19 protein-coding genes, 1 pseudogene and 1 riboswitch are annotated in these 26437 nt (G+C 57.0%); of the genes and pseudogenes, 15 read left to right on the forward strand and 5 right to left on the reverse strand.

Annotated features, from left to right (window positions below):
- Positions 1-42: 42 nt before the first annotated feature.
- The 7 genes from GSF01_RS06130 (at position 43) to GSF01_RS06160 (ending at position 13209) form a co-directional block, all read left to right on the forward strand.
- Entirely contained in the window at positions 43-6873 is a 6831-nt protein-coding gene (locus GSF01_RS06130) for a fibronectin type III domain-containing protein (protein WP_159882147.1), read from the forward strand.
- 250 nt (positions 6874-7123) lie between these two features.
- Positions 7124-7822, forward strand: coding sequence for a SanA/YdcF family protein (locus GSF01_RS06135; RefSeq protein WP_159882148.1), 699 nt, complete (start codon positions 7124-7126; stop codon positions 7820-7822).
- Positions 7823-7921: 99 nt separating this feature from the next.
- Positions 7922-9199 carry a glycerophosphoryl diester phosphodiesterase membrane domain-containing protein gene (locus tag GSF01_RS06140; RefSeq protein WP_159882149.1) on the forward strand — a complete coding sequence of 426 codons (1278 nt, stop codon included), beginning with the start codon at positions 7922-7924 and terminating at the stop codon, positions 9197-9199.
- Entirely contained in the window at positions 9192-9833 is a 642-nt protein-coding gene (locus GSF01_RS06145; RefSeq protein ID WP_159882150.1) for a DUF4129 domain-containing protein, read from the forward strand. The genes GSF01_RS06140 and GSF01_RS06145 overlap by 8 nt, the downstream gene beginning before the upstream one ends.
- A complete protein-coding gene (locus tag GSF01_RS06150) occupies positions 9814-10944 on the forward strand; it encodes a DUF4350 domain-containing protein (RefSeq protein ID WP_159882151.1) in 1131 nt (376 codons plus the stop codon). Before GSF01_RS06145 ends, GSF01_RS06150 begins: the two co-directional genes overlap by 20 nt.
- 5 nt (positions 10945-10949) lie before the next feature.
- Positions 10950-11876 carry an AAA family ATPase gene (locus GSF01_RS06155; RefSeq protein ID WP_159882281.1) on the forward strand — a complete coding sequence of 309 codons (927 nt, stop codon included), beginning with the start codon at positions 10950-10952 and terminating at the stop codon, positions 11874-11876.
- The gene (locus GSF01_RS06160; RefSeq protein ID WP_235941314.1) at positions 11827-13209 is read left to right on the forward strand and encodes a DUF58 domain-containing protein; all 1383 of its coding nucleotides are present in this window, start codon (positions 11827-11829) and stop codon (positions 13207-13209) included. Before GSF01_RS06155 ends, GSF01_RS06160 begins: the two co-directional genes overlap by 50 nt.
- Here GSF01_RS06160 and GSF01_RS06165 read toward each other — a convergent pair.
- Positions 13169-14188, reverse strand: coding sequence for a stage II sporulation protein M (locus GSF01_RS06165; RefSeq protein ID WP_159882152.1), 1020 nt, complete (start codon positions 14186-14188; stop codon positions 13169-13171). The genes GSF01_RS06160 and GSF01_RS06165 overlap by 41 nt on opposite strands.
- A gap of 76 nt (positions 14189-14264) precedes the next feature.
- On the opposite strand from GSF01_RS06165, the gene GSF01_RS06170 reads away from it, so the two are divergent.
- The 6 genes from GSF01_RS06170 (at position 14265) to GSF01_RS06195 (ending at position 22189) form a co-directional block, all read left to right on the forward strand.
- Positions 14265-15065, forward strand: a complete 801-nt coding sequence (locus tag GSF01_RS06170) for an RDD family protein (RefSeq protein ID WP_159882153.1) — start codon at positions 14265-14267, stop codon at positions 15063-15065.
- A gap of 14 nt (positions 15066-15079) precedes the next feature.
- Positions 15080-16861: a sensor histidine kinase gene (locus GSF01_RS06175; RefSeq protein ID WP_159882154.1), complete on the forward strand. Its 1782-nt coding sequence runs from the start codon at positions 15080-15082 to the stop codon at positions 16859-16861.
- Positions 16836-18449 (forward strand): response regulator transcription factor, encoded by a 1614-nt coding sequence (locus GSF01_RS06180; RefSeq protein WP_159882155.1) that lies wholly within the window; start codon positions 16836-16838, stop codon positions 18447-18449. The genes GSF01_RS06175 and GSF01_RS06180 overlap by 26 nt, the downstream gene beginning before the upstream one ends.
- A 213-nt stretch (positions 18450-18662) precedes the next feature.
- Positions 18663-19643 carry an ABC transporter permease gene (locus GSF01_RS06185; protein WP_235941315.1) on the forward strand — a complete coding sequence of 327 codons (981 nt, stop codon included), beginning with the start codon at positions 18663-18665 and terminating at the stop codon, positions 19641-19643.
- Positions 19644-19665: 22 nt separating this feature from the next.
- The gene (locus GSF01_RS06190; protein WP_159882156.1) at positions 19666-20583 is read left to right on the forward strand and encodes a carbohydrate ABC transporter permease; all 918 of its coding nucleotides are present in this window, start codon (positions 19666-19668) and stop codon (positions 20581-20583) included.
- Positions 20584-20647: 64 nt separating this feature from the next.
- The gene (locus GSF01_RS06195; RefSeq protein ID WP_235941316.1) at positions 20648-22189 is read left to right on the forward strand and encodes an ABC transporter substrate-binding protein; all 1542 of its coding nucleotides are present in this window, start codon (positions 20648-20650) and stop codon (positions 22187-22189) included.
- A gap of 275 nt (positions 22190-22464) precedes the next feature.
- Here the strand turns inward: GSF01_RS06195 and GSF01_RS30185 are convergent.
- From GSF01_RS30185 to GSF01_RS06210, 3 genes and pseudogenes are all read right to left on the reverse strand, one after another.
- A pseudogene (locus GSF01_RS30185) lies at positions 22465-22542 on the reverse strand (alpha/beta hydrolase); the annotation flags it as partial.
- A 104-nt stretch (positions 22543-22646) separates the two neighbouring features.
- Positions 22647-22901 (reverse strand): DUF1450 domain-containing protein, encoded by a 255-nt coding sequence (locus tag GSF01_RS06205; RefSeq protein ID WP_159882158.1) that lies wholly within the window; start codon positions 22899-22901, stop codon positions 22647-22649.
- A 118-nt stretch (positions 22902-23019) separates the two neighbouring features.
- Complete coding sequence (locus tag GSF01_RS06210; RefSeq protein WP_159882159.1) at positions 23020-24006, reverse strand: Gfo/Idh/MocA family protein; 987 nt, start codon at positions 24004-24006, stop codon at positions 23020-23022.
- A gap of 232 nt (positions 24007-24238) precedes the next feature.
- On the opposite strand from GSF01_RS06210, the gene GSF01_RS06215 reads away from it, so the two are divergent.
- Positions 24239-24883, forward strand: coding sequence for a sensor domain-containing protein (locus GSF01_RS06215; RefSeq protein ID WP_159882160.1), 645 nt, complete (start codon positions 24239-24241; stop codon positions 24881-24883).
- A 52-nt stretch (positions 24884-24935) separates the two neighbouring features.
- Positions 24936-25018, forward strand: a riboswitch (cyclic di-GMP riboswitch).
- A 107-nt stretch (positions 25019-25125) separates the two neighbouring features.
- Positions 25126-25293, forward strand: a complete 168-nt coding sequence (locus GSF01_RS06220; protein ID WP_159882161.1) for a hypothetical protein — start codon at positions 25126-25128, stop codon at positions 25291-25293.
- Positions 25294-25411: 118 nt separating this feature from the next.
- Here the strand turns inward: GSF01_RS06220 and GSF01_RS06225 are convergent, their stop codons facing one another.
- Positions 25412-26419 carry an acrylyl-CoA reductase family protein gene (locus GSF01_RS06225; RefSeq protein ID WP_159882162.1) on the reverse strand — a complete coding sequence of 336 codons (1008 nt, stop codon included), beginning with the start codon at positions 26417-26419 and terminating at the stop codon, positions 25412-25414.
- Positions 26420-26437: the final 18 nt, after the last annotated feature.

A 26437-nucleotide genomic window follows, 5' to 3' on the forward strand; every position in this document is an offset into this window, starting at 1 on the left:
ACATTCAGGCAAAATACGATTCAGGTGAGGAGAGAGGAACGGATGTGGAAACAACTGCATCGAACGGCTTCAAGACTGCTCCTAGGGGCGCTGCTGACCGGGCTTCTGCCGCTGCAGGCAGTCCCCGTTCATGCCGCGGACACGCAAGCGCCAGGTGTACCGGCTAATGTGGAGTCAGTCTGGCGTACCGATACGTCCGTCCAGCTGACCTGGTCGGTCCCGGCGGATGATACCGGCGTGACCGGCTATGACGTGTACCGGGACGGGGTGCTGGAGGCGAGCGTGGAAGGACCTCCGCTGTATAAGGCAGAGGGATTGACCCTGGGCACAGACTACGCGTTCTCGGTCAGAGCGAAGGATGCGGCCGGGAATAGATCCGCCGCAAGCACGCCGCTTGTCGTCAATCTGGACGAGCTGGACCGGGCGCTGTGGAGCGTGAGCGCTTCGCATGGGGGGGGAGCAGCGCGTCTGGCTATCGATGCGCTGTCGTCCACCCGATGGACCAGCGGCGCGAATCAGGTGTCCGGCATGTGGTTCCAGGTTGATACCGGACCGGGGGAGAAATCGTACCACAAGCTGGTCATGGACTCGACCGGCTACAGCGGCGATTATGCCCGCGGTTATTCGGTAACGGTGTCCGATGACGGGGCAACCTGGAGCGCGCCGATCGCATCGGGCAACGGCAGCGCTTTGATCCAGGCGGAATTTGCCGAGCAATCGGCCCGCTATGTGCGCATTACGCTGACCAAGGGAGTCGGCAACTACTGGTCGATCCAGAATCTGAAGCTGCTCGGTTCACAAGCGGATGATATGGAAGCGCCTTCAATACCGGATGCGTTGGCGGCTGCCGGGGTGACGGACACGGAGGCGTCGCTCAGCTGGAGCGCCAGCATCGATGATGTGGCTGTTCTTGGCTATGAGGTGTACGCCGGTAACGACTATGCCGGATTTACCCGGCAGCCGAACTTCGCGCTGAAGGGATTGACTCCCAAAACCGCTTATACGATTCAGGTTCGGGCTGTAGATATGGCTGGCCATAAGTCGGTGTACGCGACGCCGATAACCTTCACGACCCAAGCTGCGCTGGAGCGTGCTCTGTGGGCGGCGAGCGCTTCCCATGGAGGGGGCAGTGCTTTATTAGCTATAGATGGCAGCGCTTCCACGAGGTGGACCAGCGGAGCCGCCCAGGCGGCAGGCATGTGGTTTCAGCTCGATACAGGACCGGGAGGCAAATCCTACAGCAAGCTATCGCTGAATGCGGCCGGTTCCAACGGCGACTACCCTCGCGAGTTTCAGCTCTCCGTCTCGGAGGACGGCGTGAGCTGGAGCGAGCCGATTGGAACCTTCGTCGGAACCTCAGCGCTTGTAAACGCCATATTTCCGGCGCAGACCGCCCGCTACGTCCGCCTGACGCTGACGAAGAACAGCGGCAGCTTCTGGTCTATCCATGAGCTGCAGCTGTACGGCCAGGCGGATCCCGACCTGAACCCGCCGACGACGCCGGGAAATCTGACGGTCAAGAAGCTGCTGGATACCCAGTTTGACGCCTCGTGGGACGCGTCTAGCGATGATATCGGGGTGGCCGGCTATGACGTATATCTCGATTCGGCCAAGGTGATCTCGCTGCCGCCTTCGGTGCGTGCCTACCGCTTCTCTGGTCTGACGCCGAATACGGCCTATTCGCTCGTCGTAAAAGCCAGGGACGTATACGGCAACGAATCCGCCCCGGCGACTCTGATCGTGACGACTCTGCCTGTCATGGAGCTGCCGCTGATCGCCAGATACGAGATGGAGCCGCAGGCTTCCGAGCCTAACGCGATCTGGGATACGCGCAATCCGGCGCAGCCGGAAAATGCCGGCTCGTTCAGCGCGCCGGCCGCTTACGCGCCGGGCCGTCCCGGAGCAGGGCAGGCGCTCGTGCTGAGCGGGAGCGATCAGGCCTCGATCACGAAGCCCGGCCAGCTGAACCGCGTTTCCACAGCATTTACGATCTCGGCCTGGATCAAGCCGGATGATCTGAACGGCTACCAGCCGATTGCGTCCAAGCGGGATGCGAATTGGAAAGGGACGACCTTCTATCTCGGCCTCCAGGGCAACAAGCTTTACTTCGGCTCCGACTATGGCGAGAAATGGTACAACTGGTCGTACACGGCCTCCGAGCTGGCGGCGGGGCAATGGTCCCATGTGGCCGCCGTCTTCGAGAAATATGAAGGGGTCTGGCTGTACGTCAACGGCAAGCTGATCGGGCAGGTTCCTGCAAACGGCGTCTTTACGGATCTGCTGCCGAACGAGCTGCCGGTGCTGCTTGGGACCGAATGGCATTTCGACACCGCAACCCGTACGATGATGAAGTACGGCTACCGGGGAGCGATCGATTCGCTTCGGATGTATGCCGCCCCGCTGACGCAGACGCAGGTTCAGGCGGATATGAACAATACGATCGTCACGCGCTCCGCACTGGACAGCGACTTCACCGCCCCGACCAAGTACGCTACGCTGCGCTTGGTGCGATTCGACACCCCGACGGGACTGTTCACAAAGGGCAGCGCCAAGATTCACCAGAATGCCGTGCGGAGGGACGGTCCCGACGCGGTGGATTGGCCGCAAATCACTCTGGATATCCCGCAGGACAACAGCGGTTCGTCCATACGGACCGTCCAGCCGTTCGCAGACGGGGCGGAATACAAAACCGAGATTCTGCTGCAGCAGCCGCCCGCCAACATGTCGATCGTGCAGCGTCCCTACGACAACGTGCTGTCGCCCGGCAATCATTGGTTCCGGGGAGTCGCCTGGCGCTGGGGACAGACGAATATGTATGCTTCGGACCGCACAGCTCGATCATGGATCTGGGATTACGAGCTGTGGACGTTCCCGGTCAAGATCGCCGGAACGGGCCCCGGCGCAGTCAAGTCAGTCATCCTGAAGAACGACGGCAAGGAAATCTATAACAGCGGTACCCGGACGATGGATTCACTGACTCTGCTGCTGCCGCAAAATGAAGACGGCAAGCCCTATGAGCTGTGGGTGGACGGCCGCGGACCGGTGAGCTTCGACGCAGGGCTTGCGCCGATTGTTCCCGGCGCTCCTAAGGATGTGCAGCTGAAGATTAACTTAACGCTGCCGGGTCCGGGTCCGGCGATTACGGTGACCAGCGTGGATGGTCCCGAGACCTTCCCGCATCAAGGCGCTTGGGATGCCGACGTGCAGGCGTTGTCCGGGGCGAAGCCTGCCTCGCCGAAGTATGAGCCCACCGGCAGCTCGATCGCCCGGCATATCGGCACGGAGGTGCCCCGGTCGCCGGAGACGGTCAATTTTATTTATCTGCCCCACGGGATGAGCTCGGGAGGCTTCTATCATTCGGAGCATCGGGATATCGCCCGCATGTATCAAGATCTTGGGACCGTGGAGGATTATGCCGAGTATGTGGCTGACACCGGCTATGACCGGGTGTATGAATTCGGCACCTTCGCGGATCCTGCAAGCGCCAAGAGCCACGAGAAGATGGCGCAGGCGCTGGCGGACAGAGGCGTGCAGTTGGGACTTATCCCAAGGACCGACTGGGATATCATGGATTTGACCAGCCAGAACCTGTCGTTCTACAGCTCCTACATCGCCGATTATCACGCTCCGCTGTATCGGGAGCTGCAGCTTGGCCTGCAGCGGCTGAGCCGTTACCCGAACCTCGCGGGCATCAGCCTGGGAGCGGATAATGCCGCTTACGCCCAGTATTGGGATTGGGCGCCGCCGCATCCGAACCGGCCTTGGGGCCGGGCGTTTGTCCCGTTCCAGACGGGGGCGGGGGAGCCGTTGACCACACCGATCGCCCCAAGCCTTCAGGGGCAGTATTCGCTCAAAACGCATGAGTACTGGGCAACTGGCGCCAAGCCGTTCCTGGATTACATCGGGCGCTATAATGAAACGTACAAACAGTACGGCTACTTCGCCCAAGCGGCAGCCGAGGTGAACCCGGCTTACACGACGACAACGGGCTCCTACGGCAGCTCTCCCGGCGTAGGAGGTCGCGGAGGCTGGCTGTGGGCGACGATTCCGGGCAAGGACATGCACGAGCGTTTGCCGGTTCAGTCCGCCTACGACTGGAATGAGCTGGATGCCTCGAAGCCGCTTCATAATGTGTCGCTGGTCGATAAGCTGCGGAGCTACGCGCCGAACAAGCCGACCTGGGCGCTGCAGGATGATTTCTCCCTGTTCTACGGCAAAGCCGACCGGGAGAAGACGTATGCGATGACGCTGACGCGGGGCGTGCAGGCGATCGGCACCAATGTGCTGGCTAACGACCGCGGTCCGCTGGCTAAGCCTCAGATGATCGCCGAGCAGAAGGAGCTGTACGCGTGGATTCACAAGTACGGCGGGGCGTACGCGCTGACGGAGCCGACGCCTTCGATCGGGATCATGTATGTGAACGATCAGGCGCTGCTGCGGGGAATCGTGGCAGGCGAAAATCCGACCGAAGCGCAGCTGCTTCAGGGCTCTCATGAAGGCAAAGTAACCGAAGCCTTGTTCCTGACGCATGCGGCCGGCTGGCCGTCCAAAATCATCACCCCGGAGGAGCTGAAGCGCGGGCTTCCTTCCTCCATCAAGTCGATTCTGCTCGTCGGTCTGAATGAATTCGATGCGAGCTGGCATTGGTATGACGGTCTTGTCCCGCAGCTGCAAAGCTTCGTGGATCAGGGCGGCCTGATCCTGAAGGACGACGAATCGGTATCTCCGGTAACCGCGACGCAGACGGGGATGCAGGTAGCTTCATATGTGGTGCAGAGCGACACCGACCAGACGAATCTGCTCCTGAACCGCAATGCGGCGAATATCGTCAAGCTGCGGACGGCGATGGCTGCCGTGCAGAAGCCGATCGCGTACTCCGACAGCAGCACGGTCTGGGCAGTCCCGACCCGTGCCGGAGATACGGAGTACGTCACCGTGCTGAATGAAAATCATGACACGGCTGCAGGCCAGAGCCAGCATCTCGTCGGCAAGACAGCTGCGCTGCAGTGGAATACGTCAAGGCCGATCTACGATGTCCGGGCTGGGCGCCAGCTTACAACGGCCGAGGCAGGGCAGGTCGATCTCCGGACGAACGGATTCCAATGGTATGCGCTGCCTCCGGCTGAGGTGACGACGCCTGAGCTGGCTGTAACGAAATCGGAAGCGGGCTACTTCGAGGCTTTCACGGCCATCCGCAATCCCGATGCGATGGCAGGCATCCCGGTGGAGCTGACCGTTACGCATACGACAAGCGGCGATACGGCGACCGTATATTCGGCCTCCGGCTTAAGCGCCAAGCTGCCGCTGCATGAGCGGGATACGCCCGGCATCTACGAGGTGAAGGCGAAGGAGCTGCTGAGCGGGCTGCAGACGACAGTGCAGGTCGCCGTTCAATCGCCAGCCGCATCGCCGGACGCTTCGGTGAAGCTGGACAGAACCGCGGATATCCGGTCATTCGCGACGCGCTCCGATGTACCGCTGACGATCGCGCTGACGGCGGCGCAGCAGGCCGATCCTGCCATCGTGACCCAAGCGGATCGGTTGAAGCAGCACTATGTGCAGCAGGGCCGCAGCGTTTCGCTGGGCCTTGCAGGACCCGGCGGGGTGGTGAAAGGCTTGCAGACGTACCAGTCCATGACCAAATATCCGCAGTGGAGCACGGTCGATACGGACCTCGTGCTGTTCGGGACTTCCTCCACCAATGTACTGCTGCTCGATCAAGCCAGAGGCTATCTGCTTTCGGAGCAGGGGAACGGGCTTGCGCCGGGGCATGCGGCGGTCAGCCTGGTAAACTCGCCCTTCTCCGGGGAGTATCACGCGCTTAACGTCGTGGCCGCAGATTTAGCCGGAGTAACGGCTGCCATCGATACCTTGACGGAGCTGGCCACTCCGCCGCCCGGAGCGGTCAAGCTGGCCGGGGTGACGCGGGTCACGTCCTCGTCCACGGCCTTGTCGTGGGCCGCCGACCCGCTGGCGAGTGGTTACCGGGTGGAGCGGCGCAGCGAAGGAGCCGCATCCTGGCAGCTCGCAGCAGCTTCCGTCACGGGTACGTCCTATACGGACGAGGGGCTGAGCCCCGGCGTATTCTACACGTACCGGATCATCGCAGCGAACGGATCGGGGAACGGTCCGGCCGGCGACCCGATCTATGTGATCACCCGCGGAAGTAGGGCTGCCGACACATCGCCTCCGACGGCACCGGAGCATCTTGAAGTGCTGGGCCGGACGTCTTCGGCCGTCAGCCTCAGCTGGACGGCATCGACGGACAATAGGGGCGTAGCAGGCTATGACGTGTATCTGGGACTGCAGAAGGTAAACAACATGACGGTGACGGGTACGACGTACACGGTGACGGGTCTTGCACCGGCGACGGCGTATACCTTCACGGTGAAAGCGAGGGACCTGGCTGGCAATGAATCTCAAGGCTCTATGCCAGTTACCGCAGTCACTTATGGGATGCCGGGAGGCGAGCCTTATCAGCTGGAGCGAATGGGCTGGACCGCTACCGCTTCCCATCAGTCCGCCAAGGCGGGGAACACGCTGGACGGCAATCCCGCGACCCGGTGGGACACCGGAGCGCATCAGGTGAGCGGACAATGGTTTCAGGTGGATATGGGGGCTCCCCGTACCTTCAACGCTCTCGTGCTGGATGCGACGGGAAGCGCCTATGACTATCCTCGCAGTTATGAGGTCTATGTCTCTTTGGATGGCGCAAGCTGGGGGGAGCCGGTGGCAGCCGGCACCGGCAAGCCGCTCCTGTCGATCCGCTTCCCTACGCAGACTGCCCGCTACGTCAAGATGGTGCAGAAGGGAAGCGTTGGTAACTACTGGTCTATTCATGAATGGACCGCACTGGAATACCCGCCCGATTGAAAGCCAATCTTAGTCATCGCCGGGCAGGCAGCAGGGAAACACGGGTATAATCGGCAGACTGATTCGCACATAGTTAGGGGCTCCCGCTGGACGGGGGCCCTTTTTGTCATGTATGATCGATCGAATAGAGACAACTCCCCCCCAATAAAGTGGAGTCCTTTCCGTTCTCCGGATAAGGTATAATGGAGAGTGTACAGGTTAGTCGATTCAAAGCTTCCCTGTACAGGTAATGAGGGAAAAGGAGATTGGAATGAAACAGGTTAAACGAAAAATCGGGAAAATGCTGCGTTCGGCAGCTCGATGTCTCCGGCTGCTCGCGCTCGCGGGCTTTATCGGCATTACCTCGCTGCTGGTCGTCAATGAATATGTGCTGCGTACCGGGCATACCCATATATTACCGAAAACTGAGCTGCCGCAAGCCGAGGCCCTGGTGGTGCTGGGCGCCTCCGTCTTTTCCAACGGGAAAGTATCGGATATCCTTAGGGACAGGCTGGATACGGCCTATGATCTTTATACATCGGGAAAAGCAGGCCGGATCATCGTCAGCGGGGATCACGCGAGCGACGAATACGATGAGGTCAATGCAATGAAAAATTATTTAATGAAGAAAGGGGTGCCTGATGAGCATATTTTCATGGACCATGCGGGATTTAGCACCTACGATAGCATGTACAGGGCCAAAGCTGTCTTTCAAGCGAAGAAGATCATTATCGTTACGCAGGATTACCATCTGAAGCGAGCTATTTATGTGGCCAGGGCTATGGGCATAGAGGCGGTCGGGGCAGCGCCGGATAAACAGGACTATCGCGACATCCGGAAATATGAGGCAAGAGAGGTGCTGGCCCGGACTAAAGATTTTCTCAATGTACATGTCCTAAAGCCTATGCCGGAACAGCTTGGAGAGCCGCTTCCTGTCAGCTCCGATGGCAGACTGACGAACGATAAATAGGTAAATTTCTTGAAATCCTAGCGAAAATGGTTTTTTTTGGTGCCTTCGCTAGGATGTTCATGTATAATAGTGTCGAATATGTGACTGGAGGATGCGTGTATGGACTCTTTAAACAAGCCGATGGGCGTGGGCGCGATTTTAGACAGAAGCTTTCAGCTTTACCGCAAGCATTTCGCCACTGCTTTTTTATTACTGCTCTTATTTGTAGGACCTTTTTACCTGCTTCAGAATTTACTCCTGTATAATTTATCGACGGTTCCGCTATTGCCTCAAAGCGGGGATTCGTTCGCCGAATCTTTGAATTTGTTTGTAAACGGGAACGGGGGCGCAACCGATGAGCCAAGTCCCGGCATGATTCTGTTTATCTTGCTGGTGCTGCCTCTTTACGCCGTGCTGCTTGCGCCTGTGATGCTGTCTTCTCAGCTTCAGCTGGTCAGGACGGCCATCGAGGGCGGAGAAGTCCGCTTTGCCGAGGTGCTGCGCAAGTCGTTCGCCCGCTACGGCAGACAGGTCGGCAATACCTTCCTGTACGGCTTGATCGTCGTCGGGCTGCTATTCGTCATCTGGATCGCGCTCGTGATTGCTATCGTTATCATCGCTTCGCTGACGGTTGGCGTAGGAGCCGGCTTTCTGGCGCTGGGCGGGGATCCGTTCGGGGGAAGCGTTGCGTTTATCATTATTATCTTTGTCGTATACATATTGACAGGCCTCGGGATGACGGCTTGTTCCAGCTTTTTCATGATTCGCTTCGGCTTTTACTTGCCTATTGTGACGCTGGAAGAAGGAGGGCAGGCTATCCGCCGCAGCTGGAGACTGACCCGGGGGAGCTTCTGGCGTATATTCGCCGTGTACCTGATTCTTTCTATTATTTATTCCGTCTTCTCGCTAGGCGCTTATGCGCTGCTGATCGCGGTGTTTAAAATGTCGCTGATCGGCCAATTGATCAATATTGCGCTGATCCTGCTTATCGCCCCCTTTTATACGATCCCTTACGCGGTCATTTATTACGACCTTCGCGTACGCAATGAAGGGGCCGATCTGGAGCGCTACCTGCAAACCTCGACGGGTATGCCACCCGCTGCCGGGCAGCCGGTATACGGAGAATCTGCCCGGGCAGGGGATGTATACGGCGTATCGGGCGGCAGCTTGATAGGCGGAGCAGCGGCAGGCGCCACGGCGGCCGGGCTGGAGCCGCTTGTCCCTTCCCGAGCAGATGTGGAGGAAGCCTCGGCTGACGGAGCCGAAGCCGGATCGGCTGAAGAGTCCCCGGAGGCGCGTGATGCGGAAGGCGGCTCGAGGGAAGAGACGAACACGTCGCCGGCACCGGAGGATACGGATTCGCCGAAGGCGGGGGAGCCGACTTCGAACGATGATTAATTATGACATGCAAGCAGACAAGGAGAAGCTGGAGGAAATCCTTGCTAGGGAGGAGTTCACGGCTTATCTGCGCGAACGTTCCATCAATCCTCTTCTGGGCTGGCTGGAGCGGATGTGGCGGAAGGTACTCGGGCTGTTCCCGGACGTGGATCTTCCGCCGGGGACGCCGAAGGTGCTCGCCTACCTTCTGCTTGGGCTGCTGCTGGCCGCGCTGGCAGCAGCTATCGTATGGCTGATCCGCAGCACCGTCCTGCTCCGCAGGAGCCGCAGACGCGGCATTTTCCGCTCCGTCGCCGAGCTTGACAAAAGCTCGGCGCAGCTGCGGGAAGAGGCCGAGCGGTGCGCCGCCGAAGGGGATTACCCGGAAGCGGTGCGCCGCATGTTTTTAAGCGTGCTGCTGTTGATGGACGAGCAGGGCTGGATACGCGCCGAGAAGTGGAAAACGAATCGCGAATATGTGGACGAGCTGACGGATCGCAAGCCGAAGCTGTGCTCGCCCTTCATAGAGGGGGCTGCTCTCTTCGAGCATGTCGTATACGGCGCCGCTTCAGCGTCTGCGGATGATTATGTCCGCATGCAGGCGCTTGAAGCAGCGGCACGGGGAGGAGGCGGGCATGATGCTGAAGTTGTATAAGCGTCAGCTTGCGCTTCTGCTTAGCGTGCTGGCTTTTCTGATCTTAGGCTATTTGCTGGTGAAACCAGGCTTGCCCGACTATCCTGCCTATCTCTCCGGCTCGCCGGCTGCCAACGGGACTAAGGGGCTGTACGTCCTGTTAAAGGAACGCGGCGAACCGGTCAAGGCGTGGCGCAAGCCATGGAGCTCGCTGCCGGAGACTCAAGGACATTCGCTCGTGGTTATCCAGCCGCTCAGCCTGACGGATAAAGACCGGGAGAATGCGCTGCGCTGGGTGGAACGGGGCAATGACTTGCTGCTGTTCCACAGCTCGCCTCCCGAGTGGACGCCCTTTGCTTACAGCAAGCTGGAGAAGGTTAATACGGAGGCCGTTCCGATCACCGACCTGCTTCAGCCGGAAGCGCCGACACGGACGGGGAGCATAGCTGCTTCCGTACGCATCCAAGAGGCGTCCGGTGTGGAGCCGCTTCTTCGGGATGAGGAGGGCGTCGTTGCTGCAAGATCCCAGCACGGCCAAGGAACGGTCACGCTCGTGCTGATGCCCCAATGGACGCGCAACGATACCGTACTCGCCAACGCTCATTTTGAGCTGCTGTGGCCCTATTTGCCGCAAGACCGCCAGGCGGTCTGGTTCGATGATTATCACCACGGCGTCCAGGACAAGCCGGGTCTGCTAGCGATCTATCCCGCGTGGCTGCTGGCCGTAATCGCCCAGGCGGCAGCGGCTGCTGCGCTCTGGCTCTGGCTGAAGGCCGTCCGCTTCGGACCTGCCTATACGCCTCGCTCCTGGACCGTCAGGCGCGGGGACGAGACGCTGCTCGCAGCGGCCGGCTGGTATGACCGCCGGGGACTTGCGCGGGAAGCTCTCTCGCATCAGGAGGCGTATGTCCGCAGCTTGCTGCGGGAGAAGTGGGGCGTACGTACGGACGCCACAGACGGCCAGATCCTTGCCGCAGCGAGGCTGCACGGGGATAAAGCCGACGCCGAATGGCTGGCGGGACTGCTTGCCAGCTTTCGAAAGGCCCGGGAATCCAGCGTATACACATCGAAGCAGCTGGAGCAGGACAGCCGGGCCGCCGATGAACTCATTCGCAAACTGGAAGGGAAGTGAACCGATTGCAACAGCTTCTGCAGCAGATGGACCGTATCGTAATCGGACAACAGAAAAATATTCGCTTGCTGTTGACCGCATTTTTGGCTGGAGGGCATGTGCTGCTGGAAGGCGTGCCCGGACTCGGTAAAACGAAGATGGTGCGCACCTTGGCCGACTTGGTCGACGGTACGTTCAGCCGGGTCCAATTCACGCCGGATATGATGCCGAGCGATATTACCGGCAGCGTCATCCTGAATATGAAGACGAACGAGTTCGAGACCGTCCGCGGACCGGTATTCACGCATATACTGCTGGCCGACGAGATCAACCGGACGCCGCCTAAGACTCAGGCTGCGCTGCTGGAAGCGATGGAGGAGCGGCAGGTCACGATCCAGGGTAAAACCCATCTGCTGCCGGATCCGTTTTTCGTCGTCGCTACGCAAAATCCGGTGGAATATGAAGGGACCTACCCGCTGCCGGAGGCTCAGCTTGACCGGTTCCTGTTCAAGCTGGTCGTCTCCTATCCGTCCCTAGAAGCCGAGCTCGGCATACTGAAGGAGCATGTTCCTTACTTCGCAGAGACGACCCGCGGAGCGGAGACAACCGCAGCCATGTCGCTGGAGAGGCTGAAGGAGCTGCGCAAGTCGCTCCACGAGGTGGTCGTGCAGGATTCCCTGCTCGCCTACATGACGGCGCTGGTTCGCAAGACGCGCGAGGACAAGCGGCTGCTTCTGGGAGCGAGCCCCCGGGCGGGCATCGCGCTGATGATGGCGAGCAAGGCATGGGCCCTGCTCGACGGCCGGAGCTTCGTCACGCCTGACGACATCAAGACGGTGGCCGTTCCGACATTAAGGCACCGGCTGCTGCTGACGCCGCAGGTTGAATTGGAGGGGGAAACGAGTGACCACTTCATCCAGGAAACGCTGGCCCAGATTCCGGTACCTCGCTGAGAAGCTGGAGAAGCGGCTGATCGTGCCTACCCCCCGCCTGGCCGCTGCGGCCGGGATAGGGGCCCTTGTCGTGGGCGCAGGCTATGCGGCCGGCGTTGGCACGATAACGCTGGTGCTCGTCAACGCGGCATTGGCCGGCGCCTCGGTGCTCGACCTGTCGCTGCTTCCCAGACGTGCCAGCCTCCGTGTGAGCCGGACGCTGCCGGGTCAAGCGGATATCGGCAGCCCGTTCGAGGTGAAGCTGACGATAGAGGCGCCGCAGGCGCCATCAGACCGGCTGATGCTTCAGGCGGCCGACGATGTACCCCAGCAGTTCCAGGTCGTAGAGCCTCAGGCGATGCGAACGAGCTGGCAGGGAAGGGATGCCGTGCTGACCTATACCGCGACGGGGCTGGAACGCGGCACCCATGCGTTCGATCGGATCAGGCTCCGCATCAGCGGCAGGCTAGGGCTGTGGTCCAAGCAGATGAACGTCCGAACGGACCAAAGCATCCGGATTTACCCGGATATGTCGGTCGTTCGCGGGATATTGTCCTCGGCTCAGCGTGACTTGATATTGGATGGACGGAGAGTGTACAGACGGGAGAGAGCGGGCTCGGAGTTCCATGCCATCCGGGAGCATGTGCAGGATGACGACCCGCGCTTCATCAACTGGCGGGCATCCGCGCGATCGAGATCGCTGATGACCAATATATTCCGGCCGGAACGGGGCAAAGTAGTCACGATCCTGCTCGATTGCGGTCGTATGATGGGTGTGGAGCTGGAGGGCCGTACGAAGCTGGACGCCGCCTTGGAAGCGGCGCTTGCGCTGGCGGCCGTAGCGTTGAAGCAGGGGGATAAGGTGGCGCTGCTGGCCTTCTCGAGCAAGGTCAGGGTGTACGTGCCCCCGGGCGCTGGACTTGCTCATCTGCAGACGATTACCGAATCGGTTTTCGATCTGAAGAGCGAGTTTGTCGAAGCGAGCTACAGGGTGGCTCTGCAGCATTTGATGCGGGTACAGAAAAAGCGGGGACTGACCGTCCTGTTCTCCGATCTGGACAATTACATGTTCGAGGATCAACTGATGCCGCTGCTGCTCCGGCTGCGGAGACAGCATCATGTGCTGCTGCTCGGCTTGCGCGATGAGGTGCTGCACAGCTGGGCGCTTGCCGATACCGCAGGCAAGCGCGAAGCTTATGTCAAGAGCCTCGCGCACAAGTTTGCGCTCGACCGGCGCGCCTTCTCCGCACGGATAGCGGCCAGCGGCATAGACGTGATCGACGTGCCGGTCGGAGAGCTGGCCTTTACGGCGGTTAACCGGTACTTGAATGTGAAAGCGGATGACCGGCTCTAGGCAGCGTCCCTCCCTCTTCGGCGAGAAAGCTCTTCTGCTTCTGGACCCCGTATAGAACATAGACGGCCAGGGCGAGCACGGTCAGACCGGCGAAGGCGTATTTGGCTTCCAGCGACAGCGGGGAAGGCGTAATATAGCCCTCGATGATGCCTGCGATGACGAAGAGCGGAATCGTACCGACGAGCAGCAGGGCGGATTCCTTCACGGAGCGCAGAAACATGTACTTGCGCGTGTAGCGTCCGGGAGCGATCATCCGGTAGCCCATATAAAGTCCGGCTCCGCCTGCGATGAAGATGGCCATCAGCTCGATGATGCCATGCGGCAGGATGTAGGCCCAGAATATATAGCTTCGTCCGGACTGCCAGAACAAGGCGGCTAGAGCGCCGATCAGCAGTCCGTTAAAGACGAGCAGATATACGGTGAGCGCCCCGAAGGTAATCCCGCTGACGAAGGCCAGCACGGCGACCCGGATATTGTTCGTCATGATGGTGGACGACATGATCGCGCTTTGGATCGAATCGTGATTCTCGCCTACGCGCTGCGGGTCCACGCTTTCCGCTATTGTTGGCGGCAGGACGGCGTACAGGTTCAAAGGATCCTGCCAGACGGAGACAAAGCCGGATAGGCCGCCAACGAGGAACAGCAGCAGCGCCAGCAGAATGAACCACTTCCGCTCCAGTGCATATCCGATGAAATGCCGCTTGAAAAAATCGCCGAGGCGGCTGCCGGATTTCCACTGCTCGGCGTGCAGCGCATGGTGGGCCCGGCTGACCAGCTGGTTCAGGAAAACTTCCGCATCGTCTCCGGCATAATAGGTCTGGGCGAAGGCCAGATGAGCGGAGGCCTGCTTGTACAGGGTCGTGAGCCGGTCGATTTCCTCGGCCTGTACATGCCGTTTCTTGCGCTCGAACTTCTCAAGCAGCCGTTCGAGCTCGGACCAGACCGGCTTATGTTCGCGAATAAAGCGATGAATGTCCATATAATGACAAATCCTCCTTCAAGCTATATGTACCATACTACCACATTAATTGGAAGAAGAAGCAGGTGAATTCTCCATGAAAGATGCATTCAACCGCGAAGCGGACATCGTGACCCCCGAGCATGTCAGGCTTCAGTTCCGGACGGCCGGACTCGGCAGCAGGACGGCAGCTCAAGTATTCGACGTCCTGCTGCTGAGCGCGCTGCTGGGAGCCGTTGCCCTGCTTATCGGACTCGGTTTTATGTTCGCCGGCGTTAACGTAACGGACGCGCTCGGCGAGTATGCGGCCGCTTTTCTGATCCTCTTCAGCTTCGTGCTGATAGGGAGTTATTTCGTTCTAACCGAATATTATATGGGGGGACAATCGTACGGCAAGAAGTGGATGAGTCTCCGCGTCGTGCAGGAGAACGGTCAGCCCTTAACCTTCCTGTCCTCCGTAATCCGCAATTTCTTCCGATTGATCGATTTTTTGCCCTCCTTCTATTTTCTGGGCGCCGTCTGGATGTTTTTCCATCCCAAGGATAAGCGCTTGGGGGATCTGGCTGCCGGCACGCTGGTGATCCGGGATACGCGTGCCGATCAGCTGGCTCTTCGCCGGCGGACAGAGAAGTGGCTGCGCAAGTGGAGAGAGCCGCGTCCGGAGCTTCAGCTCTCCGAAACTGAGCGCAGCAGGATAGAGCGGGAGGATTGGCTGCTTCTGTCCTCGTTCGTGGAGCGGCTGCCGTCGCTTGACCGCATGAAGCGGGAGGCGCTTGCGTGGCAGATCGCCCAGCGGATCGCGGCCCGACTGGAGCTCGATGCCCGCCTGTATGCGTCAGGTCCGGCCGCGTTCTTGATCGTGCTCTATGAGCAGCTCTCGGAGGACTGGACGTTGTAGGGGGAGGGGCGGCCATGTTTAGAAGCTGGAATAATCTGAGAGTCAAGTTCATTATCGGCTTTCTTGTCGTCATCACCCCTTTGCTTGTGTTTGTCTTCTTCAATAATCTATATGCGACGACGGTGGTGCGCGATCAGGTCTCCAGAGCGTATATCGATCAATTGGAGAAGCAGGTGAATCAGCATGACCTCGTCATGAAAATGACCAACTCGTATATCTACTCGGTTCCGGACAGGGACCCGGATATCACCGCGTTATACTTCACGTCTTCCTCCACCAATGAATACGCCCTTATCCGTCAGCGAATTATTAACAAGTTCAGCATCGATATCGATTTTTACAATATCATCGACTCGCTGTTTCTTTATACGGTTCCGAGCGACGAGTTTATATTTATGAGCAAGAGCAGCTATAACGATAGAATGGAGCTGCTGGACAAGCTTCTGCCAGCTATACGGCAGGAGGAAGAGAGCCCGGTTAACCCGGAGTGGAGAATCGTCGATTCGGAGAAGGAACGGGCCATGATGAAGGTTGTCATGATCAACCCGTCTCTCTATATGGGCGCCTGGATCAAATTCAATGATCTGCTGGAGCCGATCGAGGCGATCGAGGACGAGAAGCTGGCCGGGAGCGTGATCGTGGACAAGCACGGGATTCCTCTCTCGGATACGACTCTTTCGCCCGAGCTGCTCGGTGTGATCGGATCGCATATGGGCGGGAGCGACCGCCCGTATCAAACGGTCAAGCATCCGACTAACGGTCAGAAATATTTGCTGCTCAGCGTAAAATTCGATCTGGCCGACGTATACTATACCCTGCTGATCAAGGAGGAGGCTTTGCTTCAAAATCTTCCTTTTTTCCAAAGAGCGGTCTTCCTGATACCGGCGGTCGCCGGGGTTATCCTGCTGTTCTCCCTGCTCTTTATCCGCAAAATTCTTTTCACGCCGATGAATGTCATGATGCAAGGAATGCGGCGGGTGATGAAAGGAGATCTGGAGGTCCGTCTTACCCATGAATCCTCCACCGAGTTTGATTTTCTGATCCGAACCTTCAACGACATGGTTGCCCAGATTCAGCATCTGAAGATCGACGTGTACGAGGAGCAGCTGCGGACCAAGGAGGCGGAGTATAAGCATCTCCAGGTGCAGATTAATCCCCACTTTTATTTGAATTCGCTGAACATCATCTACAGCCTTGCCGCTCTGCACAAGCATGAGCTGGTGCAGAAGATGGCCGAGCATCTGGCGGAATATTTCCGGTTCGCGATCCGCACGAACCGAAGCTTTGTCCGGCTCCATGAGGAAATCGCCCATATCGACAACTACATGGAAATTCAGAAGCTGCGCTTTCCGCGCAAGCTGACCTTCGCCGTAAGTTTACCCGACCGATACGAGGCCTGCGTCATTCCTCCCTTAACCATACAACCGTTCGTAGAGAATAGCGTGGTACACGGCTTCAAGCACCGGAAGCAGGTACTGGCGATATCCGTCCAGATCGGGCCCGACGAGCGGCTGGACGATACGATTCAGATCCTGATCAAGGATAACGGTCCCGGGTTCCCGCCCGCTCTGCTGGAGATGCTCCAAAGCGAGCAGTTTGACGGCGAGTACGGAGACAAGCATCTGGGCATATGGAATGTCAGGCACCGGTTGAAAATGAAATTCGGCGAGCGAGCTTCCGTACAATTCAGCAATGAGGAGGAGCATGGAGCCGTCGTTAGGATTAGACTGCCTATGCAAGTATTCAATGAACAATCAGGAGGGGCCGCTCATGTACAAGCTGTTGATCGTGGATGATGAAGAATATGCCGTCCAGGCGCTGCATGAGAAGGTCGCATGGACGGAGGCAGGGATAACGGACATCCATACCGCTTTCGATGCCGAGGAAGCGAGGGAGGTTCTCGGTCAGGCCGATATCGACGTCATCGTATGCGATATCGAGATGCCGGGTGAGAACGGGCTTGATCTGCTGCAAAGCATCCGGGACCAGGGACTCGATACCGAGATGATCTTTCTAACCGGTCATGCCCAGTTCAGCTATGCTCAGCTGGCGCTGCAGCTTGGGAGCTTCAGTTATTTATTGAAGCCGGTGAAGTATGACCAGTTGCTGCAGGTGGTGAAGGAAGCGCTGGAGAAGAGAAGCCAGGCAAGAGAGATGAAGCAGCAGCATGAAACCTATTCCAAATATTACGGCTTATGGAACTCTCAGAAGCCGCTGCTCGTCGAACGGTTCTGGCAGGATGTGCTGGCCGAGCGGATAGCCCCGTCGCCGTCGAAGCTCGCGGAGCTCATGGATACGTACAGCATCGAGTTTAAGCCGGATAGCCTGCTGATGCCGATCATGATCAGCATCGAGCAATGGAACAAGGAGCTCAGCGTACGCGATGAGGAGATCGTCGAGTATGCGCTGCGCAACGCAGCCGCCGAGATCATCCAGAGCGGCAGGCAGGGGATCGTTCTGCAGGACCGTCACGGCATCAACCTGGTGCTGCTCTATGTGCTCCGGGATATGCCGCTCGGCCGGGAGGAGCTGCAGCAGCAGTGCAGACAATACATTGAAGCATGCTCCAAGTATTTCTATTGCCACGTCTCCTGCTATATCGCGGACCCGACTCCGATCGAGGACCTGACCCAGGTGTATTACGAGCTGCTGGAGGCGGAGCGCAACAATATTCGAAACTCCAGGACTGTGATCTGGAATGAGCCCCAGGAGCTGGCCATGGCGACTGCCCTGCCTATTCCCTGGTTTTCGGAGCTTGCAGTCTTGTTCGAGACGGGGAAGAAGGAAGAGTTCGTAAAACGGATGCAAGAGGGCTTCGAGCTGCTCCGGCAGCAGCCTTCCTTGACGGTCGAAACTCTAGGGGCCTTCTACCATGCATTGCTGAATCTAGTGTACAACGTCTTTCATAAGCAGGGCATCTCGGTGCATCATTTGTACTCCGCCAAGGAATTCAGCGATATTGCGCATGCGACCAAAAGTCTGAATCATCTGCAGGCATGGGCGATGAAGGTAGCCACCATCGGAATCGAGCGGCTATACCCGTCGAATTCGGACAAAATGCCCGTGCTGGAGCAAATCTATGCATACGTGAAGGAGCATATGGCGGAAGAAATGACGCGCGAGGATATCGCTTCGTTCGTTCATTTCAATCCCGCGTACCTGTCCCGTATGTTCAAGAAGGAAAGCGGGATTTCGTTGTTCGATTATATTTTGCAGCAGCGGGTCGAGAAGGCCAAGCAGCTGCTCGCGGAATCTCCGCTGAAGATCAGCGAAATCGCGGAGATGACCGGCTACGGCAATTTTTCGCATTTTACAAAAATGTTCAAGAAGGTTACCGGCCAGACGCCGCAAGAGTACCGCAAGCAGACGAGAGCCGAGGAATAGCCCTCGGGCAGGAACGTTCGCAAGCGAGAGCGCCCCAGCCTTTGTCATGGACTGTGCAGTGATGCGCGCCGTGAGAAGCGCTGGGCTTTTTTTCGTCATTCGCCGGGCGGGCAGGTCACAAAAGCGTTAGTCGGGAAGTCACAGCAGTTATAGAGGGGGTTTCCATGTTCTTCTATACTATAGACATAGAGGAGAAAGAGAGGAGAGACAGACATGGAAACTGTGGGGGCCCGCACGCCTGAGAGGACCGTTCGTCCGCTTAAGCAGGCCAAACGCCGTTCGGGATTCGCAAGCAATTTCAGCAAGTTCAAAATCCTGTATCTGATGTTTTTGCCGGGAACGCTATTCTTGCTGATTAACAATTATTTGCCGATGGCCGGTGTTGTTATGGCATTCAAGGATGTCAACTTTACCGACGGTCCCTTCCGCAGTCCGTGGAGCGGACTACAGAACTTTAAATATTTGTTCGCTACGGACGCCGCCTGGAGTACGACCTACAATACCTTGATGTATAACAGCATCTTCATCGGTCTGAATCTGATCATAGGCGTCGGGATGGCCGTCATGCTGTATGAGGTCAAGAGCAGGCGGTTATCGAAGATTTATCAGTCGGCTATGTTTTTCCCTTACTTCTTATCGATGGTCGTCATCAGTTACTTGGTGCTGGCTTTCCTGGGAGTAGAAACCGGCTATATCAACACCTCGGTGCTGAAGGCGTTCGGGATGGAGCCGATCGATTGGTACATGACGCCCGAATATTGGACCTATATCCTTCCGTTCGTCAATGTCTGGAAAAACATCGGATACTACGTCGTCATTTATTACGCCGCTATTATCGGGATTGACGAGGAATATTTCGAAGCGGCCGTTCTCGATGGCGCGAGCAAGTGGAAGCAGATCGTGCATATTACGATACCGTTTCTGTCGCCGCTTATCATCACGATGACGCTGCTGCAGATCGGACGGATTTTCTACGCGGACTTCGGCTTGTTCTTCAACGTACCGCTCGATGCAGGACCGTTATACCCGACTACCCAGGTCATCGATACGTATGTGTACCGGACCTTTATCCAGAACGGGGATGCGGGCATGGCATCGGCAGCAGGTCTTTATCAGGCCTTCGTCGGGTTCGTACTCGTGCTTCTTGCCAACTTCGCCGTGAGAAAGTTCGATAGAAACTCAGCTCTATTCTAAAAGCAGACAGGGAGGGAAAGGTATGAGCGGGCAGCAGAGCGGCAAGGCGCTAGATGCGTCAACCGGCTCAAGCATTGCGATTAACACGTTTTTCATCATATGGACTCTCCTTTGCGTGGTCCCTTTCATTCTGGTCATTTCGATCTCCTTCTCGGACGAGAATACGATTCTGGCCAACGGGTATAAGTTTATTCCGGAAACGTTCAGTCTGAACGCCTATGAGTATATCATCAAGGATAAGATGCAGGTGCTGAACGCCTATCGCGTTTCCATCACGGTTACGATCACAGGGACGCTGCTCAGCCTGCTGATCACGGCGCTTTATGCCTATCCGTTGTCCAGATCGGACTTGCCTTATCGCGGATTTTTCTCCTTCTATGTCTTTTTTACTCTACTGTTCAACGGCGGGCTCGTTCCTTTCTATTTCCTGTACGTGATGGTGCTCGGGCTGAAGAATTCCATGCTGGCCCTGATCTTGCCGCTGCTTCTCCAGCCGTTCTTCGTCATCATCATGCGTACGTTTTTCCAAACCTCCATCCCGCCCGCGGTCATTGAAGCCGCCAAAATCGATGGAGCCGGAGAATTCGGCATCTTCTGGAGAATTATTATTCCGCTTTCCATGCCGGTCATAGCAAGCGTAGGCTTGTTCACGACCCTTAACTATTGGAATGACTGGTTCCTCAGCCTCTTGTTCATTGAGCCGGGCAACAACAATGTAGGCTTGCAGTATTTGCTGCAGCGGGCTGTGCTGAATATCCAGTATATTACGCAAAACTCGAACGTATCCCAGTACTTGTCGGGCTCGGATCTGGCGAATCTGCCGAACCGTACGCTGCAGATGGCGATGGCTGTCGTAGGGATCGGTCCCATCATCTTTGCTTACCCGTTCTTCCAGAAATACTTTGTCAAAGGTCTTACGGTTGGTGCGGTCAAAGGCTAGATCCGGGTTAGTCGACCGGTTAGCATAGAGCAAACAAATTTATTATGCCAGTGGGAGGGTTTGTATGAAAACAAATAAAAAGAAGAGCTTGTTTCTAATGCTGCCGCTTACATGTGCTTTGGCCTTAAGCGCTTGCAGCGGAGGGAGCACACCGGCCGGGACGGAGGCTCCGAAGCCTGAGGACCCGAAAGGAGCGACTACGAATACGGCGCCTCCAAAGGAGACCGCTTTGTATGAAGTAAGCCTGCAGTATCCGGGCGTGCCGCAAAAAGCAGTCGCGGCGGTGGAGGCCGAGGCCAACAAATATCTCGCCAGCCAGAATATCGGAGCTACGCTGAAGATCAATGCGATCGATTGGGGACAATGGGATCAGAAGCTGAACCTGATGATTGCCTCGGGCGAAAAATCCGACATTATTTTCACGGCAGCCTGGCAAAACTATACCGTTAACGTAGCCAAGGGCGCTTTCCTGGACATCGGCGAGCTGTTGAAGTCGGATGGCAAGGATATTGTTGCCAATCTGGACTCTAGATTTCTCGAGGGCTCCAAGATCGGAGGCAAAAATTACGGCGTACCGACCAACAAGGAGCTGGCGGCTACGCGCGGCGTGATCGTCCGCAAGGACTTGGCGGATAAATATAAAATGGATCTGACCGCCGTAAAAACGTGGGAGGATCTGGAGCCTCTCTTCAAGATTATTAAAGAGAACGAGCCGACCATCACACCATTCTATAATTCGAACGCCAATAACGGAAATGGGCTGCTGGACAATCTGGATTGGGACTACTTGGGGGATGCCTCCGTTCCTGGCGTCATCCGCAAGATCGGCAAGGAAACGAAAGTTATGAATGCGCTTGAAACGCCGGAGTATCTGGAAAAAGCGAAGCTGGCCCGCAAATGGTACTTGGCCGGTTATATCAATAAAGATGCGGCAACTTCGACGGTATTCCCAAGAGACCAGGCTAAGGCGGGCAAGGCGTTTGCCTTTACGGACGGCCTGAAGCCTGGGAAAGCGGCAGAAGAGCAAGGCTATATCGGCTTCCCGCTGGAGCAGATCGATCTGACGCAGCCAACGATCACGACAGGCGACGCGTCCGGTGCTATGCTGGCTATCTCCAAAACGTCGAAAAATCCGAAGCTGGCTATGCAGATCATCAATCTTCTTCATAAAGACCCTGTCTTCAACAATCTGATCAACTTCGGGATTGAAGGCAAGCATTACGTGAAGGTGAGCGACAAAATTATCAAAAACGGCCCTGAAGCCGAGCAGTATAACCCAGGGGCCCAATGGCAGCTTGGCAATCAGTTCCTCAATTTCTTGAAGGAAAACGAAGATCCGAAAAAGTGGGAGCTGTACAAATCGTTCAACGATAAAGGCGTAGCTTCTCCATCGTTCGGCTTCGCTTTCAATTCTCAACCGGTCAAAACGGAGATCGCTGCCTATACAACGCTCAATGAGCAATACCACGTTCCGTTGACGACAGGTTCTGTCGATCCTGACAAGATGATTGCCGAATTCCTGGAGAAACAGAAAAAAGCCGGAGTCGATAAAATTATCGCAGAAAAGCAAAAACAATTGGATGAGTTTCTGGCTCAAAAGAAATAACGAACACGCCTCGTCTGGCGGGTTCGCGGAATTCCATTAACGAAAGCAGCTTTGCGCAAACAGGCCGCAGCTCTGTAGGTGAACCTTCCTACAACTGCGGCCTGCTTGTTGTCGTTAAGCAAATAACCACCTGAGAGCTTCGGGGAAATGTTTGACGAAGAACACCCCGTCGTGCGTTCCTCCTTCTTCCTCTACGAATTTCAGCCGGCTCTCGGGATAGCTCTTGCGGACAAGCGCGTTGTAAGCCAGATGGGTATTAGGAACCATGTGCTGATCAGCGCTTTGGCCGGCCAGGGCGTGTACTCGTCATGGCGGTTAATCGGCTCGATGCCGACCAGAATAAGCTCGGGCAGCGACTTGACGGATTGTGTCCCTCATGCTTGCTCATCTCCCGAATGTTCTCTTGGACGCAAGAGCGGAGCGGGGCGCGATCCGCGCACACCACTCCGCTAAGATTTTAGATCAAAACCGTTTCTTTGTCATGAACCGAGCCATTGAGCAGCTGTTTGAGCTGCTCATACAGCAGATCCGGTGATTCGGCACAGATCAATCCGGACTTGCCTACTTTAGCTACGCATTGCTTGGAGCACTGCTTGCAGCAGCCAAGACAATCCTTCTTCTTATGCTCAATGTCCGGGAATTCGTCCTTCATCGACTTGAATACGGACTTGGAGCCGTTTTTGAAATTTTTACAGCAGTACTTGATTTTCATCAGACCGTCTCCTTGAGCATGCTGGCATGCTAATGATAATCATTATCGATTATTATAGGCGCCATACAAGTCTGCTGTCAATGGAGAATCGGCGGGGTGCCGCAGGCGGCTTGCAAGCTTAAGTAAGCTGCACGCCTTCTTCCCTTCCTGAAGCATGAGAGCGGTATATCGCATCGATCACCGCTACGATATGCCGGGAATCCTCGAGCGTGCAAGCCGTCTCGCTTCCGGTTTCGATATGGCGGATCAAGTCGAGCAGCTGCAGGACGAAGGGGGATTCTGCCTGCGGGGTCTCGACCGGCTCGTAGTCTTTACCGAGGCTGGCTTGAAGGGAGACGCCTGTTTTCAAACAGAGCTTGCCGCCGGAGAACAAGAGCTCGGTTTCATTGCGGGCCGCTCCCTTATAGCCGGATTGTACGATCGTGGTGGCGATTCCGTTCTCGTGATGAAGGAACACTGCACCTCCGCCTTCCACATCTCCCTTGCTCCCCGCATGGCTGACGAGAGCCTTCACTCGAAGCACGCGCGAGCCGCTGAGCCATACCGCCTTGTCCACGGAGTGCGAGCCGAGATTGGCGAGAATCCCGCCGCCCGACAGCCTCTTCTCGAAGAACCAGGCCGGCCGGCTGTCGTGGAAGTAATCGATGTGCCGGGCGTCGTTGATCATAAGCAGCTGTCCGAGCGTTCCTTCCTTGATCCACCGCTTAGCCTCCAGATTGTGCGGGATATATCTTTGGGTATGTCCGACGAGAATCCGGATGCCTGCCCTTCGCACCGCCTGCATGATCTCGTCGCATTCCTCCGCATTAAGCGCCATTGGCTTTTCCAGCAGAAGATGACAGCCCGCTTCGGCACAAGCGAGGGCAGCTTCCTTGTGCAGGAAGTGGGGCAGCGTGACGATCGCCAGATCAGGCCTTTCTACTTGAAGCATCCTGCGGTAGTCCGTATAGGCTTGCACTCCGCTGTAGGCCTGTGCCAGTGTTCTGGCCCGGTCTTCCTGTATATCCGCAATCGCGACCGGTGTCGTTGACTCCAGTTGTTGGAGCGCATTCAGATGGGACTGGGCTATCGCACCTGCCCCGATTACTGCTACCCGATAGTTCATGTTCGTTCCTCCACAACCGATTTTAGGCTTGTTTGGTATTCCGATACATGCCCATTATAACAGCGGCGATCCGCTGCTGGAAGCTTGCCGTCTGTCTTTAATGCAGCGATAAATGCAAGGATAAACAAGACTTTGGTCCAGTTCTAACCTGTTCGCAGGTTGGTGGGAAGAGAAAGTCTGCGATCTTATAATAAGTTTATACATGACAGGAAAAAGGAAGGTTTGGATAAGGATGCATACAGGAACTCAGGTACAGGCCGTGACTTGGAATCAATCGTTTTTGATCAAAATGCAGTACTTTCTCGTAACTACGCTGCCATTAGGCGTTTTGGGCTTCGCTTTTGCGGTCACCTTCTTCGCGCTCGGCGTTGCGCTGACCCCGTTAGGAATCGGGATTCCCATTCTCTACTTTGCGCTTCTGGGCTGTAAACGTCTGCAGGAGCTGGACGCCCAGGCGCTCGGCCGTAAGGAAACGAGGAAGGAAGAGTTCGGGTACTTGGACGAACCCCAGACTCCCGCCGAAGGCAAGCGCGGGATGAAGGCGGTACTGTTGTCTTTGGAATCGTATTTGCCGGTCGCGTATTGGATTCTGAAGCTGCCGATAAGCCTTGTTCAGTTTGTGCTGGCCGTTGCTTTTCCGGTAGCGGGTTTTATTCTATTGTTCGCGCCGCTCGTTTATTTGGCTGCTGCCCAGTGGTACGGCTTTAATCTGTTTGCCGATGACCTGGTGATGGATAAGCTGCTGCCGATGGCCTCTCCTCAGGAGCGTTCTTATGTGGTGGCTGGGGTCGGGCTGGTCTGGTTTCTGATCGGCATCTACCTCGTAAACCGGATGTTCCGGGCTTCGATCTGGTTTGCGAACGCTTGGGGAAAATAATTCGATCTGGGACTATTTTCGTGCTATACTAGTTCCATCGGGTAACCGCCCGACACGATAATAGCAAATCTGACGAAAGTCAGGGACGCAAAGCTACAGGGACTAATGTGCAAACGATGTCAGCCAGCTGCCGAACGTATGAGGACTTAGGTCACTACGCTTCCCTTTGGCTGTGCAAGGGTATGGTGGATGTTCCCTTGCGCTGCGAGCTTTGAGCAAAAATTTAGCGGAGGTCGAGTGTAATGAACGAGAAGGAAACCTGGGAATTGAATGAGCTGTTGGGAGAGAAGGTAGCCGGAAATTTGCTGCAGGAGATGCGTCAGGCTTCCAAGGAAGAGCTGCTTGCGATGCGGGAAGCCTTCGAAACGTTGATGAACTATGAAAAATCAATGAAGCTGGCGGCGAGCTGACCGTCCAGCTTCCCCATATAGCGCTTCTCCTCCGCGCGGAGAAGGTGCGTTCTATACACCAAAAAGGATCCAGCCCCGAGGGCGGATCCTTTTTGGTGTATAGAAACGTCGACCCCAGCTAGGCCTCTTCCCGCAGCTTGACGATAACGCGTCCGCGCGCTTGGCCGCTTAGGATATGGGCCAGCGCTTCCGGCAGCTCGGACAGGCCGATCGTTCGATAGCCCGCTGCCAGGTACGTAGCAGGCTTCCAGGCTTCGGCCAGCCTGCCCCACACTTCAGTCCGGAGGGTCATCGGACAATAGACCGAGTCGATCCCCAGCAGCTTCACTCCGCGAAGAATAAAGGGATACACGGTTGCGGCAAAAGCGGCCCCTCCGGTCAATCCGCTAACGGCTGCAGCGCCCCCGTACCGGATCGAGCCTAGAATAGCAGCTAGGGCTTCCCCGCCTACCGGATCGATAGCGGCGGCCCAGGCTTCCTTCTGCAGTGGCTTCGGCTTGTCCGGTCGAAGCTCATCGCGTCCGATGATGGCCGAGGCTCCGAGCTGCAGCAAGTATTCGTGCTCGGAGGCTTTGCCTGTGCTTGCGGTCACATGGTATCCCCGTGCAGCCAGCAGGGAGACGGCTACGCTGCCGACCCCGCCAGTCGCCCCCGTGACGAGAACGGGGGCGGTGTCCGGGCCAGGCTGCAGCCCGTTGCTCTCCAGCTCTGCAAGCGAAAGAGCGGCAGTGAAGCCGGCTGTCCCGAGCGCCATAGCTTCGGCCATCGACAGCCCGTCCGGCAAAGGGACTACCCAACTGGCCGGCACGCGGGCATACTCGCTATATCCGCCATAATGCGAGACTCCCAGCCCGTAACCGGTGACGAGCACCCGATCTCCGGGCGCGAACAAGCCGCTCTCCGCATGCTCGACAACGCCTGCGAGGTCGATCCCCGGAATGAAGGGGTACGACTTCACGATCGTACTTTTCGGGAGCGCGGCAAGACCATCCTTATAGTTGACGCCGGAGAAATAAACCCGAATGGTAACCTCCCCTTGGGGCAGCTGGTCCTTCCTCATCTCCCGGATGGCTCCCGAAACGGTGTCTCCGGCCTTCTCCAAGACATAGGCCTGAAATGTACTCATGCCGTTGTCCCTCCTTAT

This window comes from Paenibacillus puerhi, assembly GCF_009846885.1.
Lineage (GTDB): Bacteria > Bacillota > Bacilli > Paenibacillales > NBRC-103111 > Paenibacillus_G > Paenibacillus_G puerhi.

Excerpts from the sequence above, each read along its gene's own strand:
- GSF01_RS06150 (WP_159882151.1), top strand. The coding sequence starts at position 9,814 with ATGATGCTGAAGTTGTATAAGCGTCAGCTTGCGCTTCTGCTTAGCGTG.
- GSF01_RS06195 (WP_235941316.1), top strand. The coding sequence starts at position 20,648 with ATGAAAACAAATAAAAAGAAGAGCTTGTTTCTAATGCTGCCGCTTACA.
- GSF01_RS06135 (WP_159882148.1), top strand. The coding sequence starts at position 7,124 with ATGAAACAGGTTAAACGAAAAATCGGGAAAATGCTGCGTTCGGCAGCT.
- GSF01_RS06170 (WP_159882153.1), top strand. The coding sequence starts at position 14,265 with ATGAAAGATGCATTCAACCGCGAAGCGGACATCGTGACCCCCGAGCAT.
- GSF01_RS06220 (WP_159882161.1), top strand. The coding sequence starts at position 25,126 with ATGAACGAGAAGGAAACCTGGGAATTGAATGAGCTGTTGGGAGAGAAG.
- GSF01_RS06215 (WP_159882160.1), top strand. The coding sequence starts at position 24,239 with ATGCATACAGGAACTCAGGTACAGGCCGTGACTTGGAATCAATCGTTT.
- GSF01_RS06145 (WP_159882150.1), top strand. The coding sequence starts at position 9,192 with ATGATTAATTATGACATGCAAGCAGACAAGGAGAAGCTGGAGGAAATC.
- GSF01_RS06165 (WP_159882152.1), bottom strand. The coding sequence starts at position 14,188 with ATGGACATTCATCGCTTTATTCGCGAACATAAGCCGGTCTGGTCCGAG.
- GSF01_RS06130 (WP_159882147.1), top strand. The coding sequence starts at position 43 with ATGTGGAAACAACTGCATCGAACGGCTTCAAGACTGCTCCTAGGGGCG.
- GSF01_RS06175 (WP_159882154.1), top strand. The coding sequence starts at position 15,080 with ATGTTTAGAAGCTGGAATAATCTGAGAGTCAAGTTCATTATCGGCTTT.
- GSF01_RS06180 (WP_159882155.1), top strand. The coding sequence starts at position 16,836 with ATGTACAAGCTGTTGATCGTGGATGATGAAGAATATGCCGTCCAGGCG.
- GSF01_RS06140 (WP_159882149.1), top strand. The coding sequence starts at position 7,922 with ATGGACTCTTTAAACAAGCCGATGGGCGTGGGCGCGATTTTAGACAGA.
- GSF01_RS06205 (WP_159882158.1), bottom strand. The coding sequence starts at position 22,901 with ATGAAAATCAAGTACTGCTGTAAAAATTTCAAAAACGGCTCCAAGTCC.
- GSF01_RS06190 (WP_159882156.1), top strand. The coding sequence starts at position 19,666 with ATGAGCGGGCAGCAGAGCGGCAAGGCGCTAGATGCGTCAACCGGCTCA.
- GSF01_RS06225 (WP_159882162.1), bottom strand. The coding sequence starts at position 26,419 with ATGAGTACATTTCAGGCCTATGTCTTGGAGAAGGCCGGAGACACCGTT.
- GSF01_RS06210 (WP_159882159.1), bottom strand. The coding sequence starts at position 24,006 with ATGAACTATCGGGTAGCAGTAATCGGGGCAGGTGCGATAGCCCAGTCC.
- GSF01_RS06185 (WP_235941315.1), top strand. The coding sequence starts at position 18,663 with ATGGAAACTGTGGGGGCCCGCACGCCTGAGAGGACCGTTCGTCCGCTT.